Here is a 25,090-nt window from a genome sequence, read left to right as displayed (position 1 = left end):
TTAATGTCTTGTAAATATTATTTTTTTATTGTATCTAAAATTGTTTTTAATACTTCTTCACCAGTTTTAAATTCTTTAGACTCATTAGTTTTCTTTGTGGCATTAAGTAATGATGCACTTATTGTGCTAACAACTGAAGATGATTTTGTGTCAATTGAATATGTGTTTAGTAATTGATAATTATCACCCATACCTTCTTGATATACAAGAGCTGATTTTAAAGTTATTAGTGCAGCAGTTAAATTGTTAATTCTTTTTTCATATTGAGCTTGTAAGGATAAATCTTTAGTTTCTTTTTTTGCAGCTTCCATTTCTTTAATTCTTGATTGAAATCTAGTTTCAGTGTCAGAACTTAAAAATGCTTTAGTAGGCAAAATATATGAGCTTGTTTCCGCTATATAATCAGCTACTGATCTGCTTTTACCATCAAAATCTTTGTATTTACCTTCAAATAAATAATTTAAAAATCTAATTGTTGAATCATCAGTTTGTTTGTCATTAGTTGTAAGAGCAATTAAATTTGATCCACCTTTTAAATAAGTTTGTCTTGATTCATCTACATTATTTTTTTGAACTTGTGGTATATATAAAATATCATCAATGGTTGCAAATTTTGAGAAAATTGCTTGATCTTTTTTAGCCTCTTCTGTTGGTTGCTTTGTTGTTTCAACTATTTCATTGAATTTTGGAGTGAAAAATGCTTTTGAAACAGGTGATTGAACTGTTTGGTTAATTCCAACTAATGGCGCATAGGCAAAAGCGGTTTTAAATGTTCTAATGTCTCATGATGCTCAATCAGTTGCACCATTTGCTGCATAACGAATATTAAAAAATGCTTGAGTGTTATTATTTTTTTGTTTTAATTCTCCTTCTTCTCCAAATAATTTATATAGTTCTTTAAATTTATCTTGCAATTCTTTATCATCTTTGATGTTATATTTCACAGGAGTATTTTTTGAATTTTCTTCAGTTATTTTATCAACTTCTAATAAATCTTTTCCTGTTTCATTTTTTAAAGCTTTAAAAAATGTATCTTGTTGATAATCAATAGTAAAAATAGCAGCATCACCTTCAGTGTTTTCAAAATCAATGTCTAAGCCATCATAAAAATCTTTAGCAAATTTTAATGTTGTCATGATACCTTTAAAAGTATCATCATTAACTATTAATGATTTATATGATTCTTTTGATTTTGCCTTAATTTTATTTCAAATGCTATTTTCAGGAATTGAAGCTCCTATTGTTGATGCTTCTTTGGCTTTTTTGTAAATTTCTGATTCTTCTGAAACAGTTCCACCACCTGATTTAATTACTTCAAAAATTTTGTACATTAAGTCAAGATTGAATACAAGACCATCAACATCAGTTACATCAAAAGGAATGCTATAAATTTTATTTTCATCTACTCCCAAACCAGCTAATTCATTGTGAGATTTAAGAATTTTTTCATTAAAAATATTTTTATTAATATTAGTTTTTGAAAGATCTAATAAAACATTATAACTATTTGCAATAAAGGCTGCTCCTTGATTAGCTAAAATAAGACTTGGAGCATCTTTTTTATTAGTTTCTAATTGAGCTGCAACTGCTGCTGTTAATTTTGATTCAGAATTATCAACTTTTAATTCTGTACTAAATTGAAGTTGAACTGGCAAAAATTCAACAAAATCACTGTTTTTTTCTTTTTCTTGTTTATTAAACTCTTCCAAATCTTTGTTATATTGTTCAATAATTGGTTGTAAAGATTGCATTAAAGGTCAAATTGTATCTTGTGCTGTAGCAAATTTAACTGTTTTTTTGCTATTTGCACTCTCTGAATTATTACATGCCGAAGCAATACTTGCTGTTGCTAATACAGTTGGCATTGCAAATTTTAATGCTAACTTAAAAAAATTTTTTTTATTAAATTTCATATTTAAATATTAAAATGTAATATTTTTCTCCTCTTTTTTTTTTTTTTTTTAAATAAATTAATAAAACTTTATTTTTACTTTATTTTATTATCTTAAATTTTATTAACTTCATAATTTTAAACTATAAATCATTTTTAATAAAAAAATGGTTGGTATTTTTCCATATATTTTAAACACACTTAAATACTTTTTTATTTTTAAAAAAATGAAAAATAAAAAACATAAGTTTCTAAACTTATGTTTAATATATTTTATGGTGTAGTATCAGGATCTGCTTTTCCAGATTTAATTCAAGTGTTTAAAAGTTCAATTCATTCTTGTTCATTTGAGCACTTTAAATATTGAATTTGATCTCCATCAATTGATAAATTATATTTAGGTGAAATTCCACTTTTAGTGTACTTATAATATCAGTTTTTTACTTTTTGAATATCATCTTTTGCTTCCTGATAATTAACTGGAAAATCAAAAGCTCGAATAATACGTTTGTTAATATTTAAATGTTCAGGATCTAAATAATCACCTTCTTCATCTTTTAAAAATAATGCAACTATTTTATATGATTTGGCATTCATTAAATATGAATAAAGTTGTGCTTGTTTACGATATGAAGGATCAACCTCCTTAAGCCATTTTGGTAGCTTTGTTTCTCCTGCAGTTTTAACTTCAATAACACAATTTAATTTGGGGATAAAACCATCAGGAACACCAGTTAAAACATCATCTTTACCTTCAAAAAAATTATAATTATAATCTTTAGCAATATAATTTTGAATTTCCAAATTAGGAAAAGCTTTTCTAAAAGCATCAAATACTTTTGGTTCAAGAACTTCTCCTGCATGAACATATTTTTTTGAAAGAACTGGCAACTTAATTCTCGCAATATGACAAAAAGCAGCAAATTGAGATTTAAATGGACCTGCTAATAAAACATCACCAACAGTACTTCCTCCGATTTTTTTAAATCCATGAAATTTATTAAATGTTAAAAGTTTTTTATGAAATTCAGGAGCTAGTTTGATAGTTTTATTTGTTTCATCAATAAAATAATCAACATTGTTGTAAAATTTACGAGTTGCCATAAATTAATTTTTTCCTAAAAAATTATCATAAATAATTTTTGCATACATATTAACTTTTTCAAAATTTGCCACTCAATTTTGATCAATTAAAATATTTTCAGGAACAATATGATCAAAGCAAATATTAACTAATTTATCAAAACTAGTTTCAGTTGAATTATCATCAACTCCAACAACAAATTTTTCTGCATCAAAAAACTTTTGAATTCGAATGGCATTAATTTGAACATCATTATTTTCTCCAACAATTTCTTTTAAAGATTTAAGAGAACCCTTAAAATAATCAAGTTCATTTGGAAAACGTAGATCATCAATTAAAAAAAGTGAATTTTTTCCTTCATCTTTAGCTTTTTTAATTAAAAATTTAATACGATCAAGAACTCTTGAACATCAAATATTATGATCAATATTTCTCCCAACTTCTCCCATAGCAATTCAAAGTGGACGTACAATTTCTTTATCATTACCATCTCACTTTAATTCATTTAAAATAGGCTCAGTAATTTGTTTAATTGGTTCAGCAAATGATAAAACATAAATGTTATCCTTGTAGTCTTTTTGTTGAGCTAGTTCATAAATAGCTTTTGAAAGCAATCCTTTTCCACTTCTTCGTTTTCCATTGATTAACATAATTGAGTGTTTAGTTTTTATTTGTTTCATTATTATCCCCTTTATAAATTTAATTTTTTTAATTTTATATCTTTATAAATAAAAGAAACTATTTTTTAATAAAAATTATTATTATTATTATTATTATATTCTGTAAAATAGGTTGATTATTCATTTATTCATTTGTTTTATAAATTTTTTAAACAAATACATTCTTTATTAAAAAAAAATTTTATATTAAGTTAATAAAAAATCAAGTAAATTCATAATAAAAATTACTTGATTTTTAAATTTAATTATTAATTAAAATTCTAAATTCTAGTAAGCCATCTCCAATATTGGTTTGATAAATTTCACTACTTTGAGTAAGTGCAAATTTAGTTTTCATAGCTAACTTAACAATTAAAAAGTTATTTTCTCCAAGAATTTGTTTTTGAATATCAATAACCTCAAATTCAAAGGGATCAAAACTATTTGCGCTAATTGGTGGATTAAATTTTTCTTGTTTTTGATTTTCTATAATTCTTTTTAAAAAACTATTTAAATAAATATACTTACCAAGTTCATTATATTTATTTTCTTGATTTAAATTAACTTGTTCAATAATTTCATCTACATTTCTGTTTAAGTTTTCTTTTAATCCAATAAATTTATTAATATTTTGTCAATTAGAATTATTTGGATGAGTTTTCTTAGCAATAAATTCATTTAATGTGTAATAAATATTTTTGTTTAAAGATAAATTTTTGTTGTAATTAAATCCTAATACAAAAAGATTATTAATTTCAAAACTATTATTGGAATCTTTAAAGTTAATAACTAGTTTATAGCGAGCAGCTCCTAAAAGTGGGAAATACAAAGTACTTTGTTGACCAAAAAAGTTAGAAACATCTAGATATTTTGCAAAGTATATGCTTATTTTTGAACTGTCAAAACTTGTTAGGCTTTCATCAATATCAAGAAAATTATTTAAAGTCTGATTTTGTATATCAATATATTTATTAGCAGATCCAAAAGCAGTATCTAAGTTATTTTCAACTAAAATTGTTTCAAAAGCTTGGTCAAACTCATCAGTTTGATAACTTTTTTCTGGATTTGAACTTTGTTTTAATTTAATTAAATTAGCAAATTCTTCAATACGTTGTAAATTAGTTTTATTGTTAAATCAATTTTTTGAGAATAAATTTTCAACTGAAACAGTTTTAATAGAACTAAAATTATTACCACTTTTTAATTTAAAACTAATATTTAAACTTCCATTTAAATCATTTATATCAGAATATTTTATATCTTCAATTGAAATATTTTTATTTCAAATTTCTTTTGAAAGAGTTTCTCCTAGATTACTATTGTAAAATAGCTCTAAACCATTTTTTATTTTTTTAACAACTCCTGAAGCAAATCATTTTTTATTTAACTTAATTTTTTCAATTGATTTTAATAAATTTTCTAATTCATCGGTTGTATAATTTGTTTTATTATCGGAAGGAGTAGAAACTACAATTGCTGATGTAAATTTATAATTTTTTGAAAAAATTAAACTATCAATTAAATAATTTGTATTTTCTTGAAGATTTGCTTTAAACACTAATGTGTTGTCATTTTCTTTTTCAAATAATTGAGTATTAATAATTTTATTTTCATTTAATTGTTTTAGAAAAAGACTTGGTTTTAAGTAATTAAAATAATCTAATTTATCTATGTTTGATAATTTTATTTTTATTAAATATTCAGGATAATTTCCCTGTTCAATTGTAAATGATTGAATTTCTGATTTAATGTTTTCTTTTGCTGGAGTTTCAATTGAAATATTTCCTGTATTATTTTTATCAATAAAAATTTGTTCATTTTTTTCATTACTCTTAATAAAAACCTTACTTAAACTAATGGTATCATTTGAAGGAATATTTTCAATTGTTGTGCTTCATATATTATTAATTTTAGTTTTTATTTCTTTTGTTCATTTTCCACCATTTGAAGATAAAAAAATTGCTTTAATATAATTTATTTGACTATTAGGTACTAATGAATTATCAATTGTTATTTGTGCTTTTATTGAATTATTTTGTAGTGTTAAATTAACATTTTTATATTTAACTGATGGTATTGTTGTATCAATAAAATTTTCTTTGTTTTTTGAAGAAGGTAATATTTCAATGGCATATTTATCAATTAATTCTTCATCTTCATAAAGATCTGATGGAATGTATTCTTCATCAGGAATTATAAATAATTTTTCTATTTTATATTTCTTACCTTCGCTTAGAAAGAATTTTTGTATTTCTTCTTCTTCTTCAATTGTATTGTCTGATTGGATAATTGGAGGTGTTTTTAAATTATTGGTAAAATTTTCTTTTTTATCTGAATCAAATTCTATATAAAAAAACTTGTTATTTTCACTAAGCATAGCTGCTATTCTATAGTCACCAGGGTTTGTAAAATAATTAAAAAGACCTTTTAAATTATTTAATTTCATTTTAAAACTTTTGTTAATAGATTTATCTTCACTATTTTCTTCAACAATTAAATCTTCCTGATCTAGTGAAGAATATGAAATTTTTCCCGCATATTTTTTAGTTTCAAAAGAAACTTTTGATTTTTTATTTGAATTATTTTGACCACTATAAGTATCATCAAAATTAGATAAGTTGTCATTTTTAGGCAATAAAAACTTATCAGGAGAAATTGCAACACCATTTAAATTAAGTTCTTTTAATGTATATTTTTTTAAAAATTTTAAATTAGAAAGATTAAATTCAACAAATTTTTGACCTTCTTGATAATTTAATTCTTCAACTGATAAAATTTTTTCATTTTCATTATTACTATTAATATCTTGTGAATATTTTAAAATAAATTTTTTATAGTTACTATTACCTAAATTATATTTATTAAAAATAAATTTTACTTTTGCAGTACTATCAGTTATACTATCAAATTGAATGTCTGAAATTTCAAAATCATCAGGCTTTTTAGTTTCAGGTTCTAAGGTTTTAAATTGTTTTTGTTCATTAGATAAATTTAAAATCTGATTTCCTATTTTTAAATACTCAATTAAATATTGAGTATTTAAATTTAAATTTTCTATAACAATATTAATTTCATTTAAATTATTCATGGAAATTTCATAAGTTATAACAGTATCTTTAGTGTCATTATTTGAATGGTATTTTAGTTCAAGGATTTGCTTTTCTATTTTTTTTAAATCTATATTTTTTAAAGATTCTAATTTTAAAATAAAGGTTACAATATTTTTATTTTTTTGATTGTTAAATTCTATTTTTGATAAATTAAAAGATTTTAATTTAAAATTAGGTGTTTTATTTTTAAATATATCTAATGTAGATTCATTAGTGTTAGGCTTTGTTTCCTCAATATTTTTTTCTGAACTTGATGTTTTAGTTGTATTTGTTGAATCATTTGATTCATTTTTATTAGGTATTTCTATATTATTATTAGGGTGCTTTGGTTGACTATTTGGTTTTTTTGAGATAGAAAAACTTTCATTTTTTAAATTTAAAATAATTTTATTTTGTGTGTCTTTAATTTCAATTAGTTGATAGTTTCCATTTTCAAAATTAGTTAATGGGATTTTAAAAATCAAAAAATTATTTTTAATAGTTAAGTTAATTTTTTTATTTTGATTTTGATTTTGTGTTTTTAAATTTTTATAAATCAATTGATATGAATTATCTATGTTATAGTAAGTCAAATCCTCAACATGAACCGAAATTTCTAATTGTTCATTTAACTGTGAAATATTTATTTTTTTTGCTGTGTCTTTTATAGGATTATTATTATTATTATTATTATTATTAGATTTTATTCCTAATACAGTTCCAGTTACAATTCCTGTTAAAGTTAAAATTAACCCACTTGTTCCAATAATTAATATTTTTTTATTAAATTTCATATTTTTTAACCTATATATTTAAATAAATTTATTAAAAATAGCTTCAACTTTTTAAGTGAAGCTATTTTTAATTATTTTTGAGAATCAGTTTCTGAAAGAATTAATTCTTTAAATTCTTTAAATAAAGTATCTCAATATTCTTTAATTGAAACAGAATAGAATCAAATTCTATCAATAGGAGTTTTTAAAGTAATAATTAAATCATGTCCTAAAGGTTGAAGTGGAGTTAATACTTGTGGATCAACAATATTAATTCATGCACTAGCAAGAACGTCTTGTTCTTTTCTATCTTTGTCTTCATTATTCACATCAAGTTTATTTAATGCAAGCATATGATATTGTTGTTCTCTTATTTGTTTGAGAAATTCAGGCTTTATTTTATCATTTATGATATTTTCCTCAACTAAATTAATAAATTCTTCACTTTCTTTTTTGAATTGTTGAGCATTATTGATGATAATTTGTTTTCTCATATTTTGCTCAGCATTTTGAAGTAATAAAAGAGCTTCATCATATTTTTTCTTAGAAACTTTGTAACCAGTGTCCATATTTTCAAAATTTTCTAAGAACTCTTTTGCTGTATTATTATCTTTTACTTTTTGTAATTGATTAAATAATTTTTGTGAGTTTGAATAAAGATCTCTGATATCTTTTAGTGAATTTTCTAATTTTTCATTATCAAAATTATCAACAACAAAATATTTACCGTATTCTTGTTTTAACTTTTGACTTGTTTTTTCTCCATCTTTATCACCAAGTCATGTTGTTAAACTACGAGCAGCCTCTTCCATTTTATCAAAATATTTTTTAAAAATATCTTCATACTTATTAAAAATCTCATCAAATCTTATTAAGTTGGTAATAATGAAATATTTTCTCAATTTATCTTTATTTGAAGTTTTAGTTCCATTTTCCTTATTGCTATAGTATGCATATTCAGAAACAGTTTTAAATAATTGAAACTCTTCATCTAAACTTTCTTCATAGGCAACTGTGTTTAATTGATCAAAATAAACATCTAATTTTTCTTTTTGTTCAATAAGAGCTGGAATATTTACATTTGAAAATAAATTATTAAATCTATACATTTTGTATTTTTCAACTTTTTCTTTTGCAAATTTAACTAATTTTTCAAGTAGAGTTTCAGAACCATTTGTTGATGTTGTGGCTGAGACTAAATTATTTTCCTTAATTTGATTTTTTAATCTATTAATATTATATTCAATATTTAAATTATAAATATTTTCAATAGCTTTAACATATTCATCTAATTTTGTTTTTTCTTCTTGTAATTTTGTTCCAAATTTTTCACTTTCAAGGTTAACAAAATTACCATTTTCATCTTTTTTAAGAGCAAAAATTTCTTTCTTTTCTCCTAAATATTTATAAAATTCTTTAACTTTTTCAAAATCTTTTTGTTGTTGATCTTTAGAATATGTATTTATTTTGAAATTTTTATCATTTTGAACATTATCAATTAAATTTTGGAAAATTTTTATTTTTTCTTCAGCATTTGGATCTTTTTGAACTGAATCAATATAATCTTTGTTATTTGCCAATCACTCTTTTTGATCATTATTTAAGTTACTTAAAGCATTTTGTTTTTTAAATTCATTATAAACAACATATAAAATAATATCTAACAATGATTTAAGTTCTTCATTTTTATTTAACTGATATTGTGTTTCTACAAATAGATAATATACAATTTCATAAATGCTAACATGATTTGAATTATTTCCAATTGATTTTTTAATTTCATTTCAATAATTATTAGTATTTTGGTTTTTACTAATAGTTACAAATTCTTCAATTGAATTTAATTTATTAGTTAAAAATGGTGAAGTATTAGGATTATCAAATTCATTTAAATTGGTTAATTTTTTTAATGCATTATTAAATTCTTTTTCATATTCTAAAAAAGTAATAATTTCACTATGTTTATATTCTTCTAATTGCTGAATTTCCAATTTTTTTTGAAGGTTTAAATAACGAAGAAACTTAACAATAGTTGCAATATTTTTTGAAAATTCTTCTTCAGGGGTTATATTTGAAAGAAAATTTCTTAATGGTTCTAGCACTTTTAAAACAATAGGATAGATAGGTCCCTTTTGTTCAACTAAGGTATTAAATCTTTTAACATTATTTTTTTGTTCATCATTTAAAACTTCAAAAGAAGCAACGCTATCGTCTAAAAGTTTTTTAGGTTGTTCACTTTCTAAAATATTTTTATCTAAATTTTGATCATTATTAATTAAATTTTCTTGATTTTGGGTGTTTTCTTTTGTTGCTTGAACCACTGTCTTAGAAGTATCTGTTAATTTTTCTTCATTATAATTTGTTGTAGCCTGAACATTTGTTGATCTTTGAGAATCATTTTTTTGAGTTTCATCATGTTTAGTACCACAACTTGCAGCAATAAAAGATACTGAACTCAAAATAAGTGGAGCTAAAAAGAATTTTTTATTAAATTTCATTATGGAAAATCTCCTTTATATTTGATATTTTTTGTGTAATAATATTTTTTTACATATTATGCTTAAAATTATAAACTATTTTACTTATTATTTGAAGAATAAATTTACAATTTAATTAAGTTTTTTTAAGCTATTTTTATGAGTTTAAAACTATTTTTTATGAGTATGAATTGATAAAATTATAACTGCAAAAATGACTCCAATAAATAAAAATAAAAGAACATAAAATCACTGATTTTTATTCATATGATAATGATAAAATTCAGGAAAAAATTCAACTAATGATGTAAATAAAAAAATTCCTCCAATAAAAGCAAAAATAAATGCTCTTAATTCTCATATATCAGCAACAACTTTACCTGCATAATTTCCAATTAACATAAATGGTAAAAAGAAAAAAAGCCCTAAAAGAGAAATAAAAAATGAATTTTGTTTTGAAAAACCGCTTTCACGTAAACGAAAATAAAAGATTATCTCTTCAGGAATTAAATGTAGTACCAAACTAACAATAAATGCATATGATAGTGATGTTGGTTGTCCATTAATAAGCAAATTAATGTTGTATCCAAGTAAAAGACCTTCTGGAACTCGATGAGTTAAAAGTAAAATTAAAGCAATTATCTTTAATTTAGATTCAACTTTAGTTGTTAAAGTTTCTTTTATTATATTTGAACTATCTTCAGAATTAAAAATATAATCTGGATGTTTATGCACATGAAAATCACCATTTTCATCATTGTGTTCATGTACAAAAACTTGTGTGTGTTTATTGCTGCGAAGTTTTTTATTAATTCGATATGAAATAATATATTTAATTAAAAATGCTGATAAAAGACCAAAAAAGACTCCACCTCCAACAAGTAAAATATTGTAAGCATAAATATAATTTTTAAAATTTTCACTATCAATTGGTACATAAGCAGCAGCATAAACTGAAGATGTTTCAAGAGCTTCTCTCATAAATCCAAAAGTAGACATTATTAAGAAAAAACCTGTAGTAAAAGCATATAAATAAACTTTTGAATGTTTTTCAATTTTCTTTTTAATCAAAGGAAAAATAATTGAAATAACAACTGGAACAAAAAGCAAGAAAGCAAGAAAAATAAAAACTATCAAAAACTGAGCAAAATATGGATTAATCCATAAAAGCATATCTTGATAAATATTTTTGACAAAATTAATCATTATTTTAAAGTAACATTAATGTTGTGATATACATCTTGAACATCATCATCTTCTTTAATTTTTTCAATAAAATCAAGCATTTTTTGTTCTTTTTCTTTTTCATAATCCACATACATATTTGGTAAGTAGGTTACTTCGCATTGAATAAAGTTTTCAATTTGAAAATGTTTTTCAAGAGAAATTTTTAAAGTGCTAAAATGCTCAGGATCAACAGTAATTACAAAAGTTTCTTGAGTATTTTCTATGTTGTCTGCTCCATTTTCAAGTGCAACAAGCATTAATTCTTCTTCATTTATATTATCTTTAACAATTTCAATGATTCCTTTATGATCAAAAGCAAATGGAATTTGTCCTGTTTTTCCTAAAGTCGCATTTTGTTTATTAAAATAGGATTGAATGTTAGATTTAACACGATTGATGTTATCAGATAAAGTAACTACAATAAAAGTTGCTCCCCCTGAAACTGTAGCATTAAAAATAGTTTCAACAAAAGTATTTGTATTTTTTTCACCTTTTGCTTTGGAAATGGCTCTTTCTATGTTGTCTTTTGGCATATTTTTACTTCGAGCTTTAGTAATTGCTAGCTTTAAAGCTGGATTTTTTTCAGGATCAGGTCCTCCAGCACTTGAAGCAGCAACAAATATTTCTTTTGAAAGTTTTTGAAAAATCTTTCCTCTTGCTGCATCTTGAGCTCCTTTACGATGAGCAATGTTTGCTGAATGTGAATGTCCGGCCATTTTTTATCTCCTTTTATTTGATATTTTTAGGTGTGTAAATTTTATCTCGTTTATGTTGAGTTTTCAAATGTAAATTATTAATTTTTTCAATCACTGATGAATCTAAATTTTGTTTGATTACATCAGGACTTTTTAAATGATTTAAATAAAAATCCAAATCTTGATATGAAAATCCCATTTCAAGTTCATCAGTTTGTCCTTCTCAAAGTCCAGCCGAAGGATTCTTATGAATTATTTCAGGAGGAACATTTAACAATGAAGCAATAAATTTAACCTCGCCTTTGGTAAATTGACTAATTGGTAACAAATCAGCTCCCCCATCTCCAAATTTAGTAAAATATCCAACAAAAATTTCATCAGCATTATCAGTTCCAAGCACTAAATAGTTTAATTGTTGCGCTAAAGCATACAATGTAGTCATTCTTAAACGGGGTTTAATATTTGCAAGAGCAAGTGAATTATCAATATCAAGTTCACAACTAATTGCATTAAATGTTTGAGTTAAATCTTTAACTAAAAATTTTGAGTTGCTTGCTTGTTCAAGTTTTGTAATATCATTTAAATCACTTTGAGTCATTTTTATAATTGGCATTACAACTCCTTGAGCGTTTTGAGGAAACACTCGTTTTGCAAGCATATAAACTACTGAAGAATCAATACCTCCACTTATTCCAACAATAAAACCTTTAGCTTTTGCTGCTTTTGCTTTGTTTTTTAAAAATCTTTCAACTATTTTTATATATTTTCAGGCAATTTGTTCATCATAAAAAATTTTACCATTTTGATATGAAGTTATTTTACTCATTTTATTCCTTTTATTTAAATGATTTTATTTTATCATATTTTACTTTTACTTAAAAATTGGTTTAAAAAAAGTGTTTTTACAACACTTTTAGTCAACTTTAGTGATAATAGTTCTTTTAGGTTTTTTATTTAAAAATAGCACATCATAAATATCATCATAATTTTCAACTGGAATATAAATAATTTTTTCTTTAATTTCGGCTGGAATTTTTTGTAAATTACGTTCATTATTTTCAGGAATAAATACATATTTAATTTTTTGTTGATATGCTGCAAATGATTTTTCTCTTAAACCACCAATTTCAAGAACCCTTCCTCGTAATGTTACTTCTCCTGTCATGGCATATTCTGATGAAATAGGCTGATTTTTAATTGCTGATAGAATTGCTGTTGTAAAAGTTACTCCAGCACTTGGACCATCTTTTGGTGTTGCTCCCTCAGGTACATGAATATGCAAAGTATTTTCATCAAAATTAAAATCTTCAATTCCAAATTTTTTAGCATTTGAACGTACATATGAAAGTGAGATCATAGCTGATTCTTGCATTACTTCTTTTAATAAACCAGTTAATTTTAATTTTCCTTTTCCAGGAATAATATTAACTTCAATTTGTAATGTACTTCCACCATATGAAGTATAAGCTAATCCATTAACAACTCCAGCGGTATAAGTTTGAACATGTTTTTTAGTATTAAAAATAATTGGACCTAAAAAGTCAGTTAAAATTTCTTTGGTAATTTCAAATTCTTTAATTGATTGATCAAATTCAGTTTTCATACTAATTTTACGAGCAATTTTATCTAAAACCTTTTTGAGATTTCTCACCCCACTTTCACGTGTATAGTGTGTAATTAAATATTCTAAATTTTCCTCTGAAAGTTTAAATAAATTTTCATTAATATATGATTGTTCAATTACCTTAGGAATTAAATGTTTACGAGCAATTTTAAGTTTTTCAGTTAAAGTATATGCATGAACTTCAATTAATTCAACCCGATCCAGAAGAGCTTCAGGAATTCCTTCATAATAGTTAGCAGTAGCAATAAAAATTACTTTTGATAGATCATATTCATGTTCAAGATAGTGATCTTGAAATTTAGTATTTTGTTCAGGATCAAGCACTTCAAGCATTGCGCTAGCTGGATCACCTTTAATTGAATCAGAAGACATTTTATCAATTTCATCAAGTAAAATAACAGGATTTGAAACTTTAGCTTTTAAAATTGCCTTAATAATTTTTCCAGGCATTGCCCCTACATAGGTTTTACGATGTCCACGAATCTCCGCTTCATCTCTAACACCTCCAAGAGAAACTTTAATAATTTTTCTTCCAAGCGCTTCAGCAATTGCTTTAGTAAGTGAAGTTTTTCCTGTACCAGGAGGACCAATTAAAGTTAAAATTGGAACATTGTTAAATGATTTGAGCTCATTTTCACTATCTTTAAATAAATTCATATCAATTTCAGTTTTTTTATCAACTGAAATACGTTTAGATTCACTTTTGGAAAGAACTCTCTTACCTTTAATTAACACAGCAATATGTTCAATAATTCTTTCTTTAACTTCCTCAAGACCATAATGGTATTTCTCAAGAGTTTCTTGAACAGTTTTAATATCTAATTTTTCTTTTTGAGTTAATCTTCATGGCAATTTTTTCATTAAATCAATATATGTTTTTACAATATTAACTTCAGGAGATGAACTCATCATTTCAGCAATTCGATCACCTTCTTTCTGAATTGAATTTTGAATTCAAATTGGATAACGGTTACTTAATTTATTGTTTTTAATAGTTTTTTGATACTCATCTAAACTTTGTTCTTTATCGACTAATTCTTTTAAAGTTTTGTATCTTTCACGTAACATAAAATCATCTTGTTGTTCATTTAATTTTAATGAAATTTTTCGATTAATTTTACTTTCACTTTCAAATAAAGTTGCCAAGTAATAATGAATTTGTTCCATTAATTCATCATATGATTCTGATGAGAATTCAAATAAAAATTTGTATTTTAAAATATCTTGTAAAATAATTTTATTTGCAAAGTTTAAAAAAGTAAGTTCACGAGCTAGTTGATGTTTTTTTGGATCTGCAAAATAATAATCATTATATTTTTTAATAAATTCTTCAATATCATTTCATGTGGTAATTTTTTTATTTTTACTTGGAATTGATTGCAATAAAAATGAAGTAATTTCACCTTTATTAGTTGAATTTTTTTCAAAAACTGTTTTAAGCAAATCACTAAATGTTTTTTTGTCTTTGTTATCTTTTTTATCTAAAAAATCATATTCATTTTCATCAAAAAATTCAATTTCTCCATAAACTTGCTGAGTTGAAATAATTTTGTTATCATCAGCATCAATTTTTTTGTTTTGAACAATTTTTGCAATTAATTCATTTGTTAGCTCTTTTGGATCATTATTAAATTTGGAAACTTCAAAAGGAGCAATTACTTTATAAATTAAAAGATAATCACTATCTTGTTCAACCACCTGAATAATCTTTACATAAATTCCATTTTTATAAATATCTAAATCTTGATTATCTTTTCCAATTTGGTATTCAGATAAATTATTTTTAGCTTCAGGAAAATTTTCAAAATCCCCAGCTCGATATAAAATAACTAAATTTTCTAATTTATCTTCAAGATTTAATCCTTGTAAATTTTTAATTAAGTTTAATCTATTTGCATTTTCATGATCATGCTCTTTATTTATCAAGAATTCATGTACTGTTCCTGGAAAGGCGACATTTTGCATATCAGTTGTAATGTAATAAAAAGGTGTTATTTTGGTTTTTTTCATATTTCTCCCTTTATTTAATAACAAAATTAATTAATTTATTTGCAATAAAAATTTCTTTAACAATTTTTTTATCTTTAATTCATTTTGCAGCAATTTCTCTTGCTTGATTTATAATTGTATCTTTTTTTAGATCTTTCTCAACAGAAAGTTCAGCTCTAAATTTTCCATTAATGGTAATTGCGTAAGTTATAGTTGATAAAATAAGAGCTTTTTCATCAATTGAAAAATCAGTTAAATTTTTTAGACTAAAAAATTTTTCTGAAAGTTCTCAACAAAAATGTGGAATAAATGGTTCAAGCAAATGTAACAATACATAATACATTTCAGTAATTAATGCACTATCATTGATTGAATCATAAGCATTTAAAGTTTCCATTGTTCATGAAATCAATGTATTGAATGCATATTCATTATCACGATTTTGAAACACTTCATGTTCTTTTTTTAATCCAGTGTAAAGCTTAAATCTTGCTAGTTGTTGCTCTTTGGTTAATTGTTCATGGTTAATTTGTTTTCAATTGCTATTAATATTTATTTCAAAAGAACGTTCTCATAAACGCTTAATAAATTTAAATGATCCATTAATTCCAGCATCACTTCATTCAAGTTCTTTAGTTGGAGGTGCAGCAAATAAAATAAATAACCTTGTTGTATCAGCGCCAAATCTTGCAATCATTTCAGATGGTTCTACTGTATTACCCTTGGATTTAGACATTTTAGTTCCATCTTTTAATACCATTCCTTGAGTTAGTAAATTTTTAAATGGTTCTCTAAATGAAACTAAATTTAAATCAGCTAAAGCCTTGGTAAAGAAACGCGCATAAAGTAAATGTAAAATAGCATGTTCAATTCCACCAATGTATTCATCAACTTGATTTCAATAATTTAAATGAGTGTTATCAAATAGTTTATTTTCACGCATTTGAATTGGAACAGTATAACGCAAAAAGTATCAACTAGATTGAAAGAATGTATCTAAAGTGTCAGTTTCTCGTTTTGCTAAAGAATTACATTTTCAACAAGTGGTGTTAATTCAATTAAGATTTTCATTTAATGGATTTCCTTGACCTGTAAACTTAACATTTTCAGGCAAAAGCACTGGAAGATTTTCTTTTTTTTCAGGGATGGTTCCACATTTTAAACAGTGAATTAAAGGAATTGGAGCACCTCAATATCTTTGACGGGAGATTCCTCAATCACGCAAATTGTACTTAACTTCAATTGGAAAATTTATTTTATTAATTATTAGTTTTTCTTTAGCAATTTTTATGTTGTTTATTTTAACAAAATCTTCAAGATTTCTTTGTTTAACATCAACAAACTGAGCATTTTTATTTGTATTATAGCTAGCAAAATCAGTTACATAAAGATCAAGCTTTGCTTCTGTAGTTGGATTAATTGCATAAAAAGGTAATTTAATAGCAATTTTATTTTCGAAAATTTTATTGGCAATATTGTTATGTATACGATTAATTAGTGAAAGTTCAGCATGAGAAAAATAGTTTTCTTTTTTTAATTTATCAATTAATTCATGTTGATAACTAAAAGCAATAAAATCAGCTTGTTCAATTGTTTTTAAGTTGCTTTCGTATATTATTAGGTTACTTTTTTTATTATTGGTTTGATTAGTTATGGTTAAATTTACTTTAAATTCTTCACTGCGACCAATTCAATTTTTCTGCATAGTTAAAACTTGATTTGGTCAATGTGATTCAAGAGTTTTTAAGTCTTTAACTAATTCATCTGCATATTGAGTGATTTTTAAGTAATAAGTATCCATTTCTTTTTGAACAATTAAGTTATCACAACGTCAACATTTTCCATTTTCAACTTGCTCATTAGCTAAAACAGTATTGTCAAATTCACAAAAATTTAAAACACTTTTTTTCTTATAAATTAAATCTTTTTCTCAAAGTAGAGAAAAAATATATTGTTCTCATTTGGTATATGTTGGATTGGAAGTTATTAATTCATAATCTCAAGCAAATGAAATACCTAGTTTCTGAATTTCTTTATCCATACTTTTAATATTTTCATAAGTTCATGTTCGTGGATGCACTTGATGTTTTATGGCTGCATTTTCAGCAGGTAATCCAAATGCATCTCAACCAAAAGGATGTAAAACATTAAATCCTTTTCTACGATAAAAACGAGCAATAGCATCGCCTATTGAATAATTACGAACATGACCCATATGAATTTTTCCACTTGGATATGGGAACATACTTAAAATATATTTTTTTGGTAAAGAAAAGTTTTTTTGAGGTTCAAATAATTTATTTTCAAATCAGTATTTTTGTCATTTTTTGTCAATGCTCACAAAATCAAAATCTCTGTTCATTTATACCTTTCTTTTAATATGAAATATGATTATATTTTCTACGAAAATTACTAATAAATTTGGTTTTTCAATCAATAATTCAAATTAATGTAATTATAAAAGTATTTACAATTAAATTAATTAAATTAAAAACAATATAAATTGTATATGATCCTAAAAAATAATTGTCAATTCCAAAAAATAAATTTTTAAATGTTTCTGAATATTTTTCAAGCATAACAGTTAATGAAAATGACTCTTTAAAAAAAAGTTTTAAATAAATTAAATTAATTAAAAATGTATTTATAGTTGAAATAATTAAAATTGTAATAGAAATTGCTACAATTATTGAAATTGAGTAAACAATGTAATATTTTAAAAATTTATTTTTACGAGAAATTAGTTCAAGTCAATTTTTACTAATTTTTAAAATCAATGAAAAAACTCCAATTTGAGTTAATATAAAAACACTATGAACAATTAAAATAGCAAATGATCCTAAGTATCTAATATCAATTGAATTTGCATCAGGAAAAACAGGGCCAATTAAAAAATTTAAAAATAAAATAACGAGTCCATATTTTTTTCCAACTAAATAAGTTCCAAATAAAATTGGAATTAAAGAAAAATTAAGTTTTAAAAAACCAAAAATATTAGGAAATGCTTTACCGATTAAATCAAAAAGTAAAGCAAGTGCTAAAATAACCCCCGATAAAGCAATTTTAAAAATTTCATGTTTAGTAGAATTGTTTTTTGCAATTTTCATTATTTAGTTCCAAAAATACGATCACCTGCATCACCTAATCCAGGTTCAATATATCCTTTACTATTTAGTTTTTTATCAAGTGCTGCTAAATAAATTTTAAAATCACTTCCAAAGTTTTTTTCTACGTTAGCAATTCCTTCTTTTACTCCAACTAAGCAAACAAGTTCAATATTAATAAAGTTATCTTTTTGAAGTGCTCTGATAGCATCTACTGCAGAATTACCAGTTGCAAGCATTGGATCAACTACAATAATTTTTGAATCTTTTGGAACTTCAGGAATTTTATAAAAATATTCAACAGGTTCTAAAGTTTCTTCATTGCGATAAATTCCAATATGCCCAATTCTAGCTTGAGGAAGAAGTTGTAAAAGTCCATCAACCATTCCAAGTCCAGCACGTAATATTGGAACAATAACTATTTCTTTATCAAACTTACTTCCAAGGTATTTTTGTCCAAGTGCAGTAGTAATTTGATATTTTTTGGTTTGATAATCACGCATGATTTCATACATCATTAAAGAAGCTATTTCACTTAAATTATTTTTGAATGTTAAATGATCTGTATCTTTTTGACGCATTTTAGTTAATTTAATATCAATAAGGGGATGAGAAATCACTTTTAACATAAACCCTCCATTTTTAATTACATTTATGTAATTATAAACATTTATAAATTAAAAATAAATTGAAAATTAAAATCATTAAAAAAATTTTTTTAACTGAAAAATGCAAAATAAAAGCCCTATTTTAGGACTTATTTTTTATTGGTTAAATTAACATTCAATTGCTTTAACTCAGTTAAAATTTGTTCTTCAATTGTTGGTTTTGGTTCAGGTTTAATTTCTTCAACTACTGGTTTGCGTGATTCAATTAATCTTTTAATTAAATAATAAATAAGTAAGAAAACAAATACAAATAGTGTAACAATAATAAAATACATTAAACTTCCTACAAATTTGCTAATGTTCATTCCATACTTAATAATTTCATCACCTTTTTTATCAAATCCAGAAAGATAGTTAATTAAACCCATTAAAATGTCATTTGCAAATGATGACACTAATGCACTAAATACGCTACCTAAAATAAAGGCAACAGCTAACATAAAAATGTTACCTTTTTTTAGATGCCCTTTAGCATCATAAAAAGCTTTTCTAAAAATTTTTTTCATAGAAACACATTATAACTTATTTTTATACTCTTCAAAGAGAAAATTTATTTCTTTTTGTGTTGGGACTTCTTGAGATGATCTTTTAAACATTTTTTGAAAAAATGTTTGCCTATTTTCTTTAATGTAAGCAATTAGTGATCCTCCATCATTTTTTAAAACATAAGAAATTGAATTTTTATCTAAGATATCAATTGTTATATTTTTAATAGTTCCAGTTCCTTTTCCTGTAATAATTTCAATTTCTGCAATTTTACCATTTTTTAAATCATTAATGATGTGTTCAAGTTTAGGAATTGCTTCTTCAGTAGTTCAACCATGAAAATCAATAACTTTTTTTGACATTTTAAATTATCTCAATTCCAGCTTGTTTCATTAATTGTAATGCAAAATTATGAAATTGTTCACTGTTGTGTTTTTTATTGTTAAAAGTTGCAGTTAATTTTGAATGAACTATAATTGGTTTATCTAGTTGAATTTTATTAAAATATGATTTTAATGTTAGAGCAAATTCTAAAATACAAATATCAGTGCAACAACCAAGAAGTTCAAATGAATCATATTTTAATCAAATGTCACTTTGAAAAAGTTCTCAAAAAGCATTAGTTGTGTTTTTATAAAAAACGTTTGTTTTGGTTACAAATTCATTTAATTCATCAACAATTTTTGCTTCAAAACTACCACTTTGACAATGTAGTGGATATTGTTTCATTTCTAAATCATTACTACTATGTGCATCACAAATAAAAATGATATTTTTCTGATTTTTTAAATATTTTTGCATTGGTGCAATAATTTTTTGAATTGTCTTGCTAGCTAATGGTCCTTCTTTGGTAAAACCATTAATCATATCAATAACAAATGTTAATTTATTTTTCATGTTTCTCTCTTTGACAATTTGGGCAAAAACTAGTTCCTCTTCCATTTGGTTTAAAATCTAATTTAACTTTTTCAATTGCAGCTCTCTTACATTGTAAACAAACTTTTTTTGCTCTTCCATAAACTTTTAGTTTATTTTGAAATGTACCAATCACACCATTAACAGCTCGATAAGTGTGAACTGAACTTCCTCCAAGCATAATGCTTTCATCCATAATTTTTTGAGCATTTTGTAAAATTTCTTTTAATTTTTCAAGCGAAATTAGTTTTGCTTTTGTCATTGGATAAACTTTAGACAAATGCAAACTTTCATCAGCATAAATATTACCAATCCCTAAAATTAATGATTGATCTAACAAAACAGTTTTAATTGATTTGTTTGATTTTGAAAGTTTTTGGTATAACTTTTCAACATCAACAAACCCAGGAAGTTCTGCAAGATTTTTAATTTCACTAATACTTTTGTGTTCATCTTCTTGCTTAACTATTTCAAAACTTCCAAATTTACGTGTATCATTGTAAGCTAAAACTTTTCCATTATTTAAATAAAAATATAAATAATCATGATTGTAATGGTAGTTTTCAAGAATTTTTGGATCTCTTAAATAATATTTGCCTTCCATTCTTAAATGAGAAATAACTCTTTTGTTATTTGATAAATGATAAACTAAAAATTTTCCAGTATTGGAAATATCTTCAATTGTTTCTCCTTTAATAAATTCTTCAAAATTTTTAGCATTAGTATTTTTAATAAATTTTGGATCTCATATTTTTACATTTATAATTTGGGATCCTTTCACTTCAGTTTGAAGTGTTTTTCTAACAATAGTAACTTCTGGATATTCTGGCATAACTATTTAATTATAATTAACTTTTTTAATATTAATTAAAAGTTATAATTTTTAATAAGGAAAATTTGTGATACTAAAAGTAAAAAATATTTCAAAAAAATATATCAGTAACAAACATGCATTTGAACTATCAAATGTTAGTTTTTCATTGCAAAATGGAAAAATTCTTGGTTTAATTGGCAAATCAGGATCAGGGAAAACAACAATTGGAAAAATTATAACTAGATTAATTGATGATTATGAAGGTGAAATAATTATTGATGGAATTACTTATTCAAAGTTAAAACCAACAAAACAAAACTTAAAAAGGTTGCGTCAAAATACACAAATTATTTTTCAAAATCCTATTGATTCATTAAATAATTTTGAGTTAATTTACCAAACACTAAAATTGCCAATTTTAACTTTTAAAACTTATAAATCAAAACTAAACCAAATAAACAATTTTTTGCAAAAAGATACATATCAAGATTTTATTTTTAAAAAAAATGGTTTTTGTTATTTTCTTTTAAATGAATTAGATTTTAATCAATTGAATTTATCATGCAAAATTGATGTTTTAATAAAAAATTTAAATATTTTTAATAAACAAATACAAAATAATCTAAACAATTACTTTAAAATTAATTTTTTAGAAAATTCAAATGAATATCAAACTGAAAAAAAAATAAAAAAATTATTTAAATTAAAAAATAAATTAAAAAAAACTATAATCAAAAAAAAATTTTTAGCAATAACTAAAATTCAAAAAGAAAATTTAAATTTATTAATTAAAGAATACAAAAAATTAAAAACATATATCAAATTAATGAAAACAGAAATGCATTTAAAAGGTATATCAAATTGAGATTTTTGAAAATTTAAATTTCAAAAATATTTATTGTTTCAAAAAATTATTTTAAAAATCAAAAGATATTTTTTGAAACAAATTATTATAGATCAATTAATATCATCTGCGCTTAAAGAAGTTGGATTAAATGAAAATTGAGTAAATCGCTATCCCTTTCAATTTAGCGGAGGACAACAACAACGAATTTCTATAGCCAGAGCACTTCTTGCTAATCCAAAATTGATTATAGCTGATGAACCAATTTCATCGCTTGATATTTCAATTCAAGCACAAATTGTTAATTTGTTAAAAGATTTATGCAATCAAAAAAATATAGCTATTTTATTTATAGCTCATGATTTAAATATGGTTAGATTTATTAGTGATGATGTTATTGTTTTGTATCAAGGACAAATTGTTGAGCAAGGAACTGTGTTTGAAATTTTTGAAAATCCAATCCATCCATATACAAAATCATTGTTGCTTTCTTCATTAACACACACTAATGATTTGAAAAATTTTAATTTTGAAAAAACTCAAAATTCTAAATATATAAAAATTTCTAAAACTCATTTTGTTTTAGATAATTTCAAATAAGGAGATAAATGAAAGAACTAATTGTTTATTTATGATATTTGTTAAAACAAGAAATTAAAACAATGCGATTTTACGTTATTTTTGTTTTTTTTATTTTAGTGTTTTTAATTATGTTTGGTATTTCAAGTTTAAAATATGATTTTAATTCTCACATTCAGTTAATTAATGCTCTTGCAACTTCATTTGCTATTACTTGCTTTTTAGTGCTTTTAATTTGATTTGGAAAACATAGTTTTTTAAAAAGAATTATTAAAACTAAAAATATCAAAAACAATGAAAAAATTAATTTAAATAAAATACAAAAAAATTCAGAAAAAATAAAAAGTGATTGAACTTTTTTCTTTTCTTTTCTTTGAAACGCTATTGCTACAATTATTTGTTTTTTTCTATATTAAATTTAATTTAGCACAATAAAAAAACTTCCTTTAAGCTTTTATATAGCTTTAAAGATAGGGATAAAATATGTAAGATTTTATACTATCAATTTATTTTTTGTAGTTTAAATTTTTTTTAAAATTACAATTCAAGAGAATATGTATATGGAATATCTGTAACATATATAAATTCTGTTAGGTTATAAAGTATAATTAGCTTAACTTTGTATTCACTAGATTCTAAAACATTAAATTTGATATATTCTACATTTCTATTTATATTTTTTTTATTTCATAGATAATATTATTTTTAGAATCTAAAATTTGAATATCAAAATCAATCATTAGTCTTTTAGAATAATTAAAAATCCTTGTTTTATCACAATTAAAATTTATTAAAATCTTGAAATCTTTTTTATTTTATTTTTATTCACTTGTGAATTTTTATCAAAATTACTTAATTAAAAAATGTTAATTATTTTAAAAAAATACCTGCATATATTAAATATCAAGTTAATAAAAATATTTAATTTACTCAAATTTAACTAAAAACAAGAAAATATTTTAACTGAAAAAGTATCCATAGCTAAATTTTTTGTATTCAAAACAAATATTTAAAAAAATATTAGTTATAATATTTAACATACATAAAGAAGGATCATTTTTAATTATGAATAACAATGCTATTGAAATTATCAACTTAACAAAAATTTTTAAAAAAACTAATGCTGGAATTAAAAATTTAAATTTCACTGTGAAAAAGGGAGATTTTCATGCTCTGATTGGAGAAAATGGAGCAGGTAAAACAACAACAATTAAATCCATAATTAATGCCATTATATCTTATAAAGGAGAGATTTTTATTAATGGCCACAATGCAAGAGAAAAATCTATTGCTTCAAAAGTTACATATATTCCTGAAAAAACTAATTTTGAAAAAGATATTAAACTTTGAGATTATTTATACTTTTTTGCTCTTTTAGATGGATTAAAAAGAAAAGAAGCTAAAGAAAAAATCACTCATTACTTAAAATTGTTTGGTTTGTATGATCGAAGAAAAAAAAGACCTTATACTTTTTCATCAGGAGAAAAAAAGAAGGTATTAATTATTGAAGCAATTATTTCAAATTCAGATATTTGAATTTTAGATGAACCTGCAGCTAATTTAGATCCTAAAGCAAGAATTGAACTTTATAAAGTATTAAAAGCAATGAATGAAAATGGTAAAACAATTATTTTAAGTTCGCATATTTTATCTGAACTTGAACGTTATTGCAACTCTCTTACTATTATCAATAAAGGTGTAATAGTTTATACTGGTCCAAAAACCGAATCAATTGAAGAAACTTATAATAAGTACATTGAAAATGATTTAAAAAAATTTGAAGATTTAATTAATATTAAATAAATTTTTTGTCTTAAAATTAAAATACATCATTAAATATAAAAAATGCTGTATTTTTTTTTTTTTTTTTTTAATAAAAAATAAAAAAATATTTTTTCTAATCTAAACAAATTAAAATTTACTATAATTTTTTTTAATGGAAAAAGAAATTAAATGAAATTTATTTAAAAGAGTTTTTTGAAATAATCCAGCATTATTTTGAGTAGGAGAAGATATTATAAAAAATATTCATGAAAAAGAATATTTTAAAAAATGAAATTTAGATTCCAATATTCAAAATATTTTAAATAATTTACATGATGAAGATGAAGATAATTTAAATGAAATTCCTGATTTTGATTTTGGAATCAATACAAATGATTTAAATAATTT

20 protein-coding genes are annotated in these 25,090 nt (G+C 23.3%); 4 read left to right on the top strand and 16 right to left on the bottom strand.

Features of this window, described 5'->3' with window-relative positions:
• Positions 1-17: 17 nt before the first annotated feature.
• From U744_RS0102195 to mutM, 16 genes are all read right to left on the bottom strand, one after another.
• Positions 18-1,913 carry a P68 family surface lipoprotein gene (locus tag U744_RS0102195; RefSeq protein WP_025755460.1) on the bottom strand — a complete coding sequence of 632 codons (1,896 nt, stop codon included), beginning with the start codon at positions 1,911-1,913 and terminating at the stop codon, positions 18-20.
• 251 nt (positions 1,914-2,164) lie between these two features.
• Complete coding sequence (locus tag U744_RS0102190; RefSeq protein WP_025755459.1) at positions 2,165-2,995, bottom strand: MAGa7180 family putative nuclease; 831 nt, start codon at positions 2,993-2,995, stop codon at positions 2,165-2,167.
• Between the two features lie 3 nt (positions 2,996-2,998).
• The gene (locus tag U744_RS0102185; protein WP_025755458.1) at positions 2,999-3,655 is read right to left on the bottom strand and encodes a hypothetical protein; all 657 of its coding nucleotides are present in this window, start codon (positions 3,653-3,655) and stop codon (positions 2,999-3,001) included.
• Positions 3,656-3,896: 241 nt separating this feature from the next.
• Entirely contained in the window at positions 3,897-7,517 is a 3,621-nt protein-coding gene (locus U744_RS0102180) for a hypothetical protein (RefSeq protein WP_025755457.1), read from the bottom strand.
• Positions 7,518-7,588: 71 nt separating this feature from the next.
• Complete coding sequence (locus U744_RS0102175) at positions 7,589-9,994, bottom strand: hypothetical protein (RefSeq protein ID WP_025755456.1); 2,406 nt, start codon at positions 9,992-9,994, stop codon at positions 7,589-7,591.
• A gap of 150 nt (positions 9,995-10,144) precedes the next feature.
• Positions 10,145-11,179: a ZIP family metal transporter gene (locus U744_RS0102170; RefSeq protein ID WP_245578672.1), complete on the bottom strand. Its 1,035-nt coding sequence runs from the start codon at positions 11,177-11,179 to the stop codon at positions 10,145-10,147.
• Complete coding sequence (locus U744_RS0102165) at positions 11,179-11,916, bottom strand: YebC/PmpR family DNA-binding transcriptional regulator (protein ID WP_025755454.1); 738 nt, start codon at positions 11,914-11,916, stop codon at positions 11,179-11,181. The genes U744_RS0102170 and U744_RS0102165 overlap by 1 nt, the downstream gene beginning before the upstream one ends.
• Positions 11,917-11,929: 13 nt before the next feature.
• Positions 11,930-12,721, bottom strand: a complete 792-nt coding sequence (gene nadE / locus U744_RS0102160; RefSeq protein WP_025755453.1) for an NAD(+) synthase — start codon at positions 12,719-12,721, stop codon at positions 11,930-11,932.
• A gap of 87 nt (positions 12,722-12,808) precedes the next feature.
• Positions 12,809-15,529, bottom strand: a complete 2,721-nt coding sequence (lon, locus tag U744_RS04220; protein WP_245578671.1) for an endopeptidase La — start codon at positions 15,527-15,529, stop codon at positions 12,809-12,811.
• Positions 15,530-15,539: 10 nt separating this feature from the next.
• Positions 15,540-17,870: a class I tRNA ligase family protein gene (locus U744_RS0102150; protein WP_025755452.1), complete on the bottom strand. Its 2,331-nt coding sequence runs from the start codon at positions 17,868-17,870 to the stop codon at positions 15,540-15,542.
• Between the two features lie 13 nt (positions 17,871-17,883).
• Positions 17,884-18,615: an MPN527 family putative ECF transporter permease subunit gene (locus U744_RS0102145; protein WP_025755451.1), complete on the bottom strand. Its 732-nt coding sequence runs from the start codon at positions 18,613-18,615 to the stop codon at positions 17,884-17,886.
• The gene (gene upp, locus U744_RS0102140; RefSeq protein WP_025755450.1) at positions 18,615-19,241 is read right to left on the bottom strand and encodes a uracil phosphoribosyltransferase; all 627 of its coding nucleotides are present in this window, start codon (positions 19,239-19,241) and stop codon (positions 18,615-18,617) included. Before upp ends, U744_RS0102145 begins: the two co-directional genes overlap by 1 nt.
• A 128-nt stretch (positions 19,242-19,369) precedes the next feature.
• The gene (locus tag U744_RS0102135; protein ID WP_245578670.1) at positions 19,370-19,786 is read right to left on the bottom strand and encodes a large conductance mechanosensitive channel protein MscL; all 417 of its coding nucleotides are present in this window, start codon (positions 19,784-19,786) and stop codon (positions 19,370-19,372) included.
• A gap of 9 nt (positions 19,787-19,795) precedes the next feature.
• Positions 19,796-20,128 (bottom strand): Smr/MutS family protein, encoded by a 333-nt coding sequence (locus tag U744_RS0102130; protein ID WP_025755448.1) that lies wholly within the window; start codon positions 20,126-20,128, stop codon positions 19,796-19,798.
• A gap of 1 nt (position 20,129) precedes the next feature.
• On the bottom strand, positions 20,130-20,663 hold the full coding sequence (locus tag U744_RS0102125) for a cysteine hydrolase family protein (protein ID WP_025755447.1): 534 nt from the start codon (positions 20,661-20,663) through the stop codon (positions 20,130-20,132).
• Complete coding sequence (gene mutM, locus U744_RS0102120) at positions 20,653-21,513, bottom strand: DNA-formamidopyrimidine glycosylase (RefSeq protein ID WP_025755446.1); 861 nt, start codon at positions 21,511-21,513, stop codon at positions 20,653-20,655. The genes U744_RS0102125 and mutM overlap by 11 nt, the downstream gene beginning before the upstream one ends.
• A gap of 67 nt (positions 21,514-21,580) precedes the next feature.
• Between mutM and U744_RS0102115 the strand changes: the two genes are divergently transcribed.
• The 4 genes from U744_RS0102115 to U744_RS04215 all read left to right on the top strand — a co-directional run.
• Complete coding sequence (locus U744_RS0102115; protein ID WP_025755445.1) at positions 21,581-22,939, top strand: ABC transporter ATP-binding protein; 1,359 nt, start codon at positions 21,581-21,583, stop codon at positions 22,937-22,939.
• An 8-nt stretch (positions 22,940-22,947) separates the two neighbouring features.
• A complete protein-coding gene (locus tag U744_RS0102110) occupies positions 22,948-23,334 on the top strand; it encodes a hypothetical protein (protein WP_025755444.1) in 387 nt (128 codons plus the stop codon).
• A 649-nt stretch (positions 23,335-23,983) separates the two neighbouring features.
• Positions 23,984-24,721 carry an ABC transporter ATP-binding protein gene (locus U744_RS0102105; protein WP_025755443.1) on the top strand — a complete coding sequence of 246 codons (738 nt, stop codon included), beginning with the start codon at positions 23,984-23,986 and terminating at the stop codon, positions 24,719-24,721.
• Positions 24,722-24,854: 133 nt separating this feature from the next.
• Positions 24,855-25,090, top strand: a 236-nt coding sequence (locus tag U744_RS04215) for a hypothetical protein (protein ID WP_036431806.1), incomplete at its 3' end; no start/stop codon positions are given.

Source organism: Mycoplasmopsis cricetuli ATCC 35279, assembly GCF_000526955.1.
GTDB classification, from domain to species: Bacteria; Bacillota_I; Bacilli_A; order Mycoplasmatales; family Metamycoplasmataceae; genus Mycoplasmopsis; species Mycoplasmopsis cricetuli.
The sequence above is the reverse complement of the archived record's forward strand: the minus strand, read 5'-3'. Positions and strand labels throughout refer to the sequence as shown.